At 37.1% G+C, this 11,633-nt stretch carries 8 protein-coding genes, 1 rRNA gene, 1 pseudogene and 2 riboswitches; of the genes and pseudogenes, 3 read left to right on the top strand and 7 right to left on the bottom strand.

The features are described 5' to 3' along the window. The 7 genes from BM012_RS25640 to BM012_RS25610 all read right to left on the bottom strand — a co-directional run. A 16S ribosomal RNA gene (locus BM012_RS25640) occupies positions 1-186 on the bottom strand; the annotation flags it as partial. A gap of 379 nt (positions 187-565) precedes the next feature. Next, positions 566-1,888, bottom strand: coding sequence for an NCS2 family permease (locus BM012_RS25635; RefSeq protein ID WP_061804523.1), 1,323 nt, complete (start codon positions 1,886-1,888; stop codon positions 566-568). Between the two features lie 110 nt (positions 1,889-1,998). Continuing rightward, positions 1,999-2,100, bottom strand: a riboswitch (purine riboswitch). 103 nt (positions 2,101-2,203) lie between these two features. After that, positions 2,204-3,724, bottom strand: a complete 1,521-nt coding sequence (guaA, locus tag BM012_RS25630; RefSeq protein WP_061804530.1) for a glutamine-hydrolyzing GMP synthase — start codon at positions 3,722-3,724, stop codon at positions 2,204-2,206. A 135-nt stretch (positions 3,725-3,859) separates the two neighbouring features. Continuing rightward, a riboswitch (purine riboswitch) is annotated at positions 3,860-3,961 on the bottom strand. A gap of 95 nt (positions 3,962-4,056) precedes the next feature. Continuing rightward, positions 4,057-6,228 (bottom strand): transglutaminase TgpA family protein, encoded by a 2,172-nt coding sequence (locus BM012_RS25625; RefSeq protein ID WP_061804524.1) that lies wholly within the window; start codon positions 6,226-6,228, stop codon positions 4,057-4,059. Beyond that, on the bottom strand, positions 6,221-7,417 hold the full coding sequence (locus BM012_RS25620; RefSeq protein ID WP_061804525.1) for a DUF58 domain-containing protein: 1,197 nt from the start codon (positions 7,415-7,417) through the stop codon (positions 6,221-6,223). The genes BM012_RS25625 and BM012_RS25620 overlap by 8 nt, the downstream gene beginning before the upstream one ends. A 12-nt stretch (positions 7,418-7,429) precedes the next feature. Then, on the bottom strand, positions 7,430-8,380 hold the full coding sequence (locus BM012_RS25615) for an AAA family ATPase (protein WP_061804526.1): 951 nt from the start codon (positions 8,378-8,380) through the stop codon (positions 7,430-7,432). A gap of 264 nt (positions 8,381-8,644) precedes the next feature. Next, a complete protein-coding gene (locus BM012_RS25610) occupies positions 8,645-9,319 on the bottom strand; it encodes a GntR family transcriptional regulator (protein ID WP_061804527.1) in 675 nt (224 codons plus the stop codon). Positions 9,320-9,493: 174 nt separating this feature from the next. Here BM012_RS25610 and BM012_RS25605 point away from each other — a divergent pair, with 174 nt between their 5' ends. The 3 genes and pseudogenes from BM012_RS25605 to BM012_RS25595 all read left to right on the top strand — a co-directional run. Further along, positions 9,494-10,234 (top strand): sulfite exporter TauE/SafE family protein, encoded by a 741-nt coding sequence (locus BM012_RS25605; protein WP_061804528.1) that lies wholly within the window; start codon positions 9,494-9,496, stop codon positions 10,232-10,234. 129 nt (positions 10,235-10,363) lie between these two features. After that, a complete protein-coding gene (locus BM012_RS25600) occupies positions 10,364-11,263 on the top strand; it encodes a thermonuclease family protein (RefSeq protein WP_061804529.1) in 900 nt (299 codons plus the stop codon). Positions 11,264-11,383: 120 nt separating this feature from the next. Beyond that, positions 11,384-11,633 (top strand): annotated as a pseudogene (locus tag BM012_RS25595) (helix-turn-helix domain-containing protein); the annotation flags it as partial.

Here is an 11,633-nt window from a genome sequence, read left to right as displayed (position 1 = left end):
ATGTGTTATCCGGTATTAGCTCCGGTTTCCCGGAGTTATCCCCGTCTCAAGGGCAGGTTGCCCACGTGTTACTCACCCGTCCGCCGCTAAGTTTTGAAAAGCAAGCTTTTCAAAACTCCGCTCGACTTGCATGTATTAGGCACGCCGCCAGCGTTCGTCCTGAGCCAGGATCAAACTCTCCATAGAAAGTTTGGTTTCATCTTTCGATGTCCATAGCTTTTTGTTTCTAATAAGAAACGTTGTTTTAAAAATAAAATAGAATTAACGTTGACGTATTTTGTTCAGTTTTCAAAGGTCAATCTTTCATGTGTCGTTGTTAGCGACTCTTACTATGTTATCACCATTCTAACCCGGTGTCAACAACTTTTTACATTTCTTTTTTTAAGTTACTGTTTGTTTTTGCAGCAACGTTTAATAATATACCACGTTCAATTTTAATGGTCAATACCTTTTTTCATATTTTTCTACCATAAAATAATCCGCTTCTCTTGTCCTTTCACTTACAAAACTTTTAGATACAAAAAAGCCTTCTTTCAATAAAGAAGGCTTGCTCGACATTACTGTTCTACTCAAGAAAAATAAAGTATAGCAGGAAGATAACAAACAATCCGTACATCACTGGATGCACTTCTTTTCCTCTTCCTTTGAACAACATTGTAATAGGATAAAAGATAAAACCAATCGCAATCCCTGTTGCAATACTATACGTTAAAGGCATCATAATTAATGTAAAGAAGGCTGGTACAGCTGTTTCAAATTCATCCCACTTAATAAGACGAAGGCTTGCTACCATAAGAACTCCTACAACAATTAATGCAGGTGCTGTTACAGCTGAAGTAACAACAGTTAGTAAAGGTGAGAAAAATAATGCTACTAGGAAGAATAGCCCTGTTACTACTGATGTAAATCCACTTCGTCCTCCTGCCGCAACGCCTGCTGTTGATTCGATGTAAGCTGTTGTTGTTGATGTTCCAAATAAAGCTCCAGCAGCTGCTGCTGTTGAATCTGCTAACAATGCTTTGCCCGCTCTTGGAAGCTTATTATCTTTCATAAGCCCCGCTTGCGTTGCTACCGCAACAAGTGTACCTGTTGTATCAAAGAAAGCGACGAATAAAAACGTTAAAATTACAACGAGCATATCTAAGTTAAAAACATCACCAAAGTGAGAAATTGCTACGCCAAATGTTGGCTCAATGCTTGGAATCGGGGCAATTATACTCGTTGGAGTATTAATCAGTCCTGTAAGCATCCCAACAATAGCAGTAACGATCATCCCAATAAAAATTCCACCATTAACTCTCAATACTAATAGAATAATCGTAACAATTAGTCCAAATACAGCTAAAAGCGTTGATCCTTTTGCCAAATCTCCTAGAGCAACAAATGTACTTTCACTTGCTACAATGATTTCCGCATTTTTCATCCCGATAAATGTAATATAGAGTCCAATTCCTGCTCCAACTGCATATTTTAGCTCAATTGGAATTGCATTAATTATCTTTTCTCGTATTCCACCAACAGTTAAACAAATAAAGATAAGCCCTGAAGCAAAAACACCTGCAAGAGCTGTCTCCCAAGGAACACCCATACCAAGAACAACTGAATAAGCAAAGAATGCGTTAAGCCCCATCCCTGGCGCTAGTGCAATTGGATATTTTGCTAAAATCCCCATCATAATCGAACCAAATGCAGCAGCTAAAGCTGTTGCGGTAAAGATTGCTCCCTGATCCATATGCATTGAATCTGGAAGTCCTTCTGTATCTGCTAATGATAAAATACTTGGGTTTACAAATAAAATATAAGCCATGGATAAGAACGTCGTAAAACCCGCCAATGTTTCTGTTCGAAACGTAGTTCGAAGCTTATCAAACTCAAAATACTTCTTCATTGTATATTTTCCTCCTAGATATAGCGTCTTAAAAAAAACAAAAAAGCACTTCCTATACCGAAAGTACTTAAAGCTGACGCAAAGAACAACAAAATTGACAGAGGTTTCCCCCTTATTTTGTTGTACCTCGTAGTCAAGCCATTTACGGTAGCTCGGTAGAAACTTTCGGGCCATATTCCCCAAATTATACGATGGAAAGAGAACTTTATTTTATTATCCTTAGTTAGTTTAGCAGGGTTTTAAATAAAGCGCAATAAAAAAACGAACATTCTTGTAAAGAATGTTCGTTTTCGTTCGCTTTTACATTTTTTGATCTTATTCCCACTCAATTGTTGCAGGTGGCTTACTTGTAATATCGTACACAACGCGGTTAATGTGTGATACTTCATTAACAATACGCGTTGAGATTTTTTCAAGTACATCCCATGGAATACGAGCCCAGTCAGATGTCATACCATCAATAGATGTTACCGCACGAATACCAATTGTATAGTCATACGTACGTGCATCTCCCATAACTCCTACGCTACGGATATCAGGAAGAACTGTGAAGTATTGCCAGATATCACGTTCTAATCCAGCATTACTTACTTCCTCACGCAAGATTGCATCTGATTCACGAACAATTTCTAGCTTCTCTTCAGTAATTGCTCCAAGTACACGGATTCCTAGGCCAGGACCTGGGAATGGTTGACGCCAAACGATATCGTCTGGAATACCAAGCTCAGTACCAAGTGCACGTACTTCGTCTTTGAATAACGCGTTTAATGGTTCAATAAGCGTAAACTGCATGTCTTCTGGAAGACCACCTACGTTATGGTGTGATTTAATTGTTTGAGCAGTTGCTGTACCACTCTCAATAATATCTGTATAAAGAGTTCCTTGAGCAAGGAAATCCATGCCTTCTAGTTTAGCTGCTTCATCATCGAAAACATAAATGAACTCGTTACCGATAATTTTACGCTTTTTCTCTGGATCTGAAACGCCTTCTAGTTTGCTCATAAAGCGCTCTTTCGCATCAATCTTAATAACATTCATATTGAAGCCTTCGCTGAATGTTTTCATAACGCCTTCTGCTTCACCTTTACGAAGAAGACCATGATCAACAAAGATACATGTAAGCTGATCACCAATTGCTTTATGAATAAGAACGGCAACAACAGAAGAATCTACACCACCGCTAAGTGCACAAAGAACTTTACGATCGCCGACTTGTTCACGAATTTTTTCAAGTTCAACCTCGATAAAATTCTCCATTGACCAGTTATCCTCACAGTGACAAATCTCAAACACGAAGTTCTTTAATAATTCATTTCCGTATACAGAATGACGCACTTCTGGATGGAATTGTACTGCATAAAGATTTTTATCTTTGTTGCTAATAGAAGCAATTGGGCAAGCTGGGCTAATTGCATCAATATCAAATCCTGGAGGAGTTTCAACAACAAGGTCGCTGTGACTCATCCAAACGATTTGGTCATCTGGTAAATCCTTAAATAAAAGAGACTCATTTTGAGTTTGGATAGATGCTTTTCCGTACTCACGATGTTTTGCTCCTTCTACTTTTCCACCATAATGATGAGTCATAAGTTGCATACCATAGCAGATACCTAGCACTGGAATGCCTAATTCAAAAATTTCTGGATCGCAGCGGAATGAGTTTTCTCCATACACACTGTTTGGTCCACCTGATAAAATGATTCCTTTTGGATTCATTTCTCTAATTTCCTCAGGAGTAATTGTATGAGGATGAAGCTCACTATACACACCAAACTCGCGAATTCGACGAGTAATTAGCTGATTGTATTGGCTCCCAAAGTCTAAAACAAGAATCATGCCTTCCACAACGTTCACCTCTTCAGTAAATTTGTCACACAGTTGTACCTAACATAAAAACAGAATAAAAATAAAAAGCTAGAACTCTTACCTTCATAAAAAATAAAGGCAGAATTCTAGCTTGAGAAAACCTCAATCTAAATCTTCTGCCTTCATAGTCAGAACGTTTAAGGTGTTCCGGTAGAGACTCTCGATCCATATTATCGAGTATATATGAAGGACAACCGTTCTTTTCAAACGATGCAACAGAGCAAAGCGGAACATGTTCGTCTATACGTTAAGCTTGTCTACTGTATCAATTGACATTATTCTATCAATGTGCGATAAGACGGTCAAGAACTTGCCTTTTTAATTAAATTTTCCCACAATTCAATTATTGCTGTTGAATCTTCTCTTTTATACTGTTCCCTATAAACCATTTCTTCATAATAAAACGTTAGTTTGCTCATCTCTTTTGTTCCAATTCTTTCATCAACTTCTGCAGCAAACTGCCGAAGAGTTTGTCCTTTCTCCCTTGCTACCCCTTTACGCTGCCACTGTTTTAAAAGAGATTTGTACGCTTTATTAAAAGATGCTTTATCGTCTTTTGGGCGGTACATTCTAATTAAAAATGTTGGCATCCATTTCTGTCTTGTTACATAAAGGATGACTCCAATTAGAACAATTAGGAAAAGAAGGATTACCCAAATTTTATCTATACTAACAGATGATAACAAGCCATTTCCACTCTCTTTCGCTTCCTTTGCAGTACTTTTTTCTTCTTCTTGAACTGGTTGTGCAGCTGCTGGAGTTACTCTTGTATCATCACTTTCTTCTACTGCTGCATTTTCATTTTCTTCTAGGTCGTATGTGAAATCATACGGATTACTAAAACTTTTTGTTGGCTCAAACGGAACCCAACCAAGCGTTGGAAAATAAACTTCAACCCATGAGTGAGCATTATTCTCTGTCACCTCATAAATATCTTTGTCTCCCTCTGTCTCCACATAAGACCCTTGTGTATATCCTTTCACCCAACGAGCTGGAATATCAACAGAGCGAAGTAACACAACCATTGAGGTAGAGAAATTGTCACAGTATCCTCTTTTTGTTTCAAACAAAAACTGATCGACATAATCTTCATTTCCCTTCGGTACCGCAATATCTTCTGTATCATACACATACGGTTTTTCTGAAAAGTAGTATTCAATAGCTTTTGCTTTATCATAACGATTAGTTTGATCACCTGTAATCTCAACGGCTAAATCTCGTACACGCTGTGGTACGTTTTCAGGCAACTGCGTATATGTTTGCTGAAATAAAGGATTACCTTCTTTTTCATCCTTCTCACTTCCGAGACCTCGTAATATTTCTACTTTATACTCAGGATAATCATACGTATATTGAAGAGACTTCACTTCTCCTTGTTCTGAAACAATACGCTCTTTTTCAACTGATTGAACTAAAAAGTCGCTCTCAGGCTTACTGCTAATTGTATTAAAAGAAGCTGGATACATAATTAATGAGGAGGGATTAGCAAATGTAAGCTCTGCTTCCGCTTTTTCATTTGGCACCGTTTCTTTATTGTACTGAAAAATGCCTTTTAAATTATCAAGCTCATATTCATTCGTCTCATCTTCACTAGCAACCCACCCTTTTCCTGTATAGGTATTCTTTGTTTCAATTTTCCAGTAGTTATCTTGAGTTGTAGCTGCTGTAAAGATAAGCGTATCATCTCCTGAAAATCCTCCCCCTAATTCAGAATCATCTTCTCCAAACCCAACTTTCTTTTGGCCGCTTCCTGAGTCACCATTGTATACTCCTTCTGCATATCCTTGGAGATATGGTACAGGATCAGGCCACTGGGGAGAAGGTTTTGGCGCAATATAAGCTGCGGTCATAGAAATCATAATAATGATTAGCGATAACACCGTCATCTTTCGACTTATTCTTCTGTTCTCTGTGACTTCTTTTAAGCGTTCAAAATGCAAAAAGCTCAGTAAAAATAGACCAATAAATATAATGCGAATGATTGGCACAAATGCATCATACGGTGAAAAAGTATCAAGAATTGTAACGTATATAAGCGTTAAGAGTAAGAAAAAGAAGATGTTTTTTTGTAAAATCACCCAATAGTAGATAACGTAACACATTACCCATAGTATGAGAAAAAACAAAACTGTTCTTGATAAGGTTGTTAAGCTATAAACATCCATCCATGAAGAACTTGCAAAATCTTTTGAAAGATTTTCAACCAAGATAGAAAGCAATGAAAAGTCAGCGAGTCCTCCTTCTCCAAACATTTGATAAAGGCTCCAATACATATAAACAAGTTTGACTGTCCATTTAATAAGAAGGGACGGCACAAAGATCGCTAGCAGAAAGTTCAAGATAATGAAGGTTAGAAAGTACTGAATGCCTCCTGTATTTGTAACGGTTTCGAGTGGTTTTAACCATTCCCATAAGAGAAAGAACGAGCCAAAATACAAAAGCAGCTGTGTAAAAACATTCATTTTGTTATGCACTGTTACCCCACTGTCGACTCACCTCAATTATTCCATTTTCAAAAGCATCCATATTTACTTCATGTAAAACAAACGAAGAGGACTTCAGGGCACTATACTGCGCTCCCTCGTTCGGAATGATCATATGGAGTTTTGCTGCTGGTGCTTTTTCCAGCATTGCAGCTTCTCTTATTCCTTGCTCACTTGGAAAAACGAGCAATTCTCTCATTCGACTCCACCTCTGAAGTTCATGTGGAGCTCGCTCCCAAAATGGGTAGTCTTCTTCGCTTTTGACAGTTGCTAAATAATAGAGAACCTGCTTCATCTCATCAAGACTTTCCACTTTCCCACTGTATCCCTTTCGTCCAATAAGAAGGATTTGAAATTTTTGATCATTTGTAGCCATCCAGTACATAAAGGAAGCTGCAAGCGACATTCGCTGCTCAAAGTAGTTGTCATTTCGTAAATCTACTAAAAGCCCAATCCCTTCATCTTCCTCTATTCTTGATTCAAATTCTTTTGAAACAAGTCCTTGAACACGAGCTGAGGCTTTCCAGTGGATTTGTGAAAACTTATCCCCTGCAATGTAATTTCGGACTCCCGAAACAATATTTGAATGATTTCCTTTGTGGAGACTGAGCTTTTCCCCTTCTTGTTCTTTATAGCTTTGAATAAATGGCTGAACGTCTAGAACATTTGGTAACACAATAAAAGAATCTTCAATTTTAATTCTTCCTTTTTTAAAAACAAGACCAAATAAATCACTTGCTTTAATCGTAAGTTCTGTTAACTCATGTTCCCCTCTTCTAACATTCGGTATTTCATAGTGAAATGTGATATGACGCTTAAAAAATGGCGAATAGATCTTTCTTAGCTTATTTGTTTCTCCCTCTAATCCTTTTGGGCATTTCTCTTCAACAATGAGAAATGCGATTGGAAAGAATCTCTTGAGCTCAATTTCTATGGAGAACTTTACCGTTTCTCCGTAGAAATAGGAGGATTTTTCAAGACTTCTCTTCACTTTCACTCTCTTTACCGGATACAAAAGCAAAAGAAAGCTATAAAGCAGAATAGGAGAAAAGCTATAAAGTAAAAACCAACTTACAAACCCACCTTGAAACATAGCATACGAAAAAAGAAACCCTACCATAAAAACTACTGTGAAAAGCTGAGTTATATAATGTTCACGAATTGTTTTCAAAATCTTCAAAGCACACCTCTCCTATCCAATCACAGGTACAGATGTCTCATGTAGAAGTTCTTGAAGAACATCTGCAGCATCTTTACGTTCAAAGCTTCCTTGTGCATTAACTGTAATTCGGTGAGACAAAATGGATGGAACAAGAAGTTGGACATCATCTGGAATAACATAATCCCTTCCTTGAAGCAGCGCAAATGCTTGAGCGGCTTTTAAAAGAGCAATAGAACCACGAGGACTTACACCTAATTGAATGAGTGGATGGTTTCTTGTTTTATTTACAATGCTTACAATATATCTTTTCACTAAATCACTTGCATGAACAAACTGAACTTCCTTTTGAAGTTCTTTTAGTTCATCCATTGTAATAATAGAAGGTAAATCAACGCTTGCACGAGATGTGAGTGATGTTTTTAAAATATTCATTTCTTGCTCTGGCGTTGGATACCCCATCTTAATTTTAAGTAGAAATCGGTCAAGCTGAGCTTCGGGAAGGCGATACGTTCCTTCAAAATCAACGGGGTTTTGTGTTGCCATTACAAAGAAAGGTTCTGGCAAAGGACGCGTTACTCCATCAACTGTAATAAATCCTTCTTCCATTGCTTCTAAAAGAGCCGATTGGGTTTTGGGAGATGTTCTATTGATCTCGTCAGCTAGCACAAACTGAGCCATAATCGGACCTTGTCTATATTCAAATTCGTTCTCACGTTGATTATAAATGGATGCACCTAAAACGTCTGATGGAAGAAGGTCTGGAGTAAATTGAATTCTTTTGAAATCTGCTCCAATTGATGCTGCTAATGCTTTCATCATTTTTGTTTTTCCAACCCCTGGAACATCTTCAAGAAGAACATGACCTTTAGAAAGAAGAGCAACCAAACTAAGCATTACAACATCTCTTTTGCCAACTAGAATCGTTTCAATACTATTTATAATTTCTTCCGCTTTTCTTTGAACAAACTGTGCTTGTATCATCACCTAACCTCCAAATTTTTACCTATTTACTAGTCTATCATGTTCATTTCTTTCTTTTTAAAATTTTCGCTATTTTTTACATATAATTATTAATGTAAAACTTGTGTTTTGTAATTTTCAAAACTTACTTTATTTTCTATCATCTTATATTATTTACGCTTATTTTACTATTTAAACGTCCGACACCACTCTAGTTTTCCTGCTTTTCATTAGGACCTTGTAATAAAAAAGACTCTTTCCATCATGAGAAAGAGTCTTTTAACGTTAACTATAATCTTGTTCTGCTAATACTTCTTTTAAGTGAGCCAAATCGTGTTCAAGGTGCTGGACCATTGAGGCAGAAGCCCCTTCCTTGTCTCGCTTTTTCATTTTCTCAAAAATATCGTGGTGCTGACTTAAAATAATGCTTGTTCGCTCTTCTCCTCGAAAGTTTAAAATACGACAAAAGTGTACGAGAGAATTAAGCTCATCAATCTGTTTCTTTAAACGAGCATTTTTTGTATATTCAACAATCATATAATGAAAAGATTCATTAAGGTGAATCAGCTCATCTTGACAATTCTCTTTTACGGCTACTTCTTCTGTCTTCTTTAAGACGTGTTCTAATTGAGAGATTTCTTCCTCACTTGCTTTTTCAGTTGCTAACTTTGTCGCAAATGATTCAAGAGCCATACGACAAAAATAAATCTCTTCTACATCCCGCACTGTTGGGTTGTAGACCATAACTCTCGATTTTTCATCAACATGCACAAGCCCTTCCTTTTCTAAAAGACGAATTGCTTCCCGAATCGGACTTTTACTTACATTAAACTCTTTTGCCAGCTGAGTTTCTACAATACGCTGTCCTGGTTTAAACTTCCCTGTAAAAATCATTTTTTTAATTTGATTATAAAATTGCTCATAATATGGTAATGGCTTTTGAACTTTAAAGTCACTCACTTTATCCCTCTTTTCTTTTTCTCTTCTTGTATAAATAAGTTTCGTTTTGTAAAATAATTAGTGGTCGACAAGATTCAGTCGACTATAAAAGTATAAGAGGAACGGTCAGGAATTATCAACTTTACTTTTTTCCTCCTCTGTTCTTTTAATTATTTCATTAGGAGGATATACAACATGCTTATTATTCTTACCATGCTCGTGCTTGGAGCTCTCCTTGGCTTCATTGGAGCTGGAGGTGCTGGGTTCGTAATTGCTCTTTTAACCGTTGTATTTAGTATTGATATTCATACAGCACTTGGTACCTCTCTTGCTGCAATGTCTTTTACTAGCCTATCAGGAGCTTATAGTCATTTTCAAGAGAAAAATATTCATTTGAAGATCGGTCTTATCGTTGGGATTTTTGCTGCAATCGGGTCCTTTATTGGAGCTAAGTTTGCTGCTCTCATCCCTGCAGATTTCCTACACTACCTTACTGCTAGTATGCTTTTCTTATCTGCTATTCTCATTTTAGTAAAACTGTTTTTGTTAAAAGATACAGCAAACCAAAAATTAATGGGAAACGCTGAACTTTGGATAAAGAGTATTATTCTTGGAATTATAACAGGTGTTATGTCTGGAACATTTGGAATTGGCTCAGCTCCATTTATTCAGCTTGGTCTTCTTATGTTATTAAATTTATCTGTTCGCCAATCAGTTGGAACAACAATGCTCGTTATTATTCCAATTTCACTTGGCGGCGGTCTTGGCTATATTACAGAAGGATATGTTGATTTTCTTCTCCTACTAAAAGTGCTAATTGGTACAATGTCTGGTGCCTATATTGGAGCCAAATTCACAAATCTAGCTCCAAAATCCCTTTTAAAAACCGCAATTTTCGCTACACCTGCTGCTGCCGGTTTGATTCTTCTCTTCTAGAATAAAATAACTTTAAAACCATTTACTTATACAAAAATTAGCAGTAATATTAATAATCGTAGTTAAAAAGAAGGTGATATTTACGCCTTCTTTTTTCTATACTGTAAGGAGAATAAAGGAGGATTCTTTTTGAAAAAACATTATTTGCTTTGTGTTGTTTTGATGTTTAGCCTTTTTGTAGCTTTAACTGGCTGTGGTACATCATCTGATTCGACTTCGACTTCCTCCACTACCACAGAGGAAAGCAGCTCAAACCCTTCATCTTCATCAGGTACTGATAAAAATACGGAAAAGAAAGATGAAGACACAGAAAAAGAATCGGAAACTGCTTCTTCTCGTATTCAAGCAACTGTTACGCGCGTAGTTGATGGAGATACGTTAAGAGCAACCGTGAACGGAAAAGAAGAAAAAGTTCGCCTGATTCTTGTCGATACACCAGAAACAGTTCATCCTTCCAAACCAGTTCAACCTGTAGGACCTGAAGCATCCTCTTTTACGAAAAAGATGCTTTCAAATAAAAAAATTGAAATTGAACCTGGTGTTCAAGAACGTGACCGGTATGGTCGCCTTTTAGCGTATATCTATGTAGATGGAAAAATGTTCAATAAAATACTTATTGAAAAAGGCTTAGCTCGTGTGGCCGTTTTCCCGCCAAACACTCGCTATCTTGATGAGTTTAAAGCACTTGAACAAAAAGCAAAAGCCGCTAAGCTAGGCATCTGGCAATATGAAAACTATGTAACAGATAAGGGATATAATGATACTGTTGTTGGAAGTACATATTCTTCTGATCAATCTTCATCTCAATCATCAGAAAAGACATCTACCAACACTACCCCTTCAACGCAAAATACACCAGAGCCTGTAAAAGAAACAGGTTCTTGTACTATTAAAGGAAATATTTCAAGCTCTGGAGAAAAGATTTATCATATGCCAGGCGGGGCTTATTACGACCGAACAATTGCAGAAGAAATGTTTTGCTCAACAAACGAAGCAGAGAATCATGGATATCGTGCTTCACAAAGATAATCAACTAAAAAAGCCCCATTCCTTATTGGACTGACCCCATGAAGTGAGACAAATAAAAAACACCTTTTCGTTAAAGATCGGATACAAATGACCGAACTATAACGTGGAGGTGTTTTTTCTATGGGAACAAGAGTAAGTTATCCAGTAGAAGTGAAAATGAAGGCGATTGAAATGAGGTTAGCAGGCGTGCCTGTAAAAGAAGTCATGGAAACCTTACAGATTCGGAATCGTACCCAACTGAAAACCTGGATGAGATGGTATAAGAATGGAGAGATGAAGCGACTAGAACAGCCTGTTGGAAAACAATATACTTATGGGAAAGGACCGCATTCTCAAGATGCATTCGCTAAATTAGAAGCTGAAAATCGAT

It is taken from the genome of Priestia endophytica DSM 13796, from assembly GCF_900115845.1.
GTDB lineage: Bacteria > Bacillota > Bacilli > Bacillales > Bacillaceae_H > Bacillus_I > Bacillus_I endophytica.
Note: the sequence above shows the minus strand (reverse complement) of the source record. Positions and strands in the feature narration are given on the sequence as shown.

Excerpts from the sequence above, each read along its gene's own strand:
- BM012_RS25615 (WP_061804526.1), bottom strand. The coding sequence starts at position 8,380 with ATGATACAAGCACAGTTTGTTCAAAGAAAAGCGGAAGAAATTATAAAT.
- BM012_RS25635 (WP_061804523.1), bottom strand. The coding sequence starts at position 1,888 with ATGAAGAAGTATTTTGAGTTTGATAAGCTTCGAACTACGTTTCGAACA.
- guaA (WP_061804530.1), bottom strand. The coding sequence starts at position 3,724 with ATGATTCTTGTTTTAGACTTTGGGAGCCAATACAATCAGCTAATTACT.
- BM012_RS25605 (WP_061804528.1), top strand. The coding sequence starts at position 9,494 with ATGCTTATTATTCTTACCATGCTCGTGCTTGGAGCTCTCCTTGGCTTC.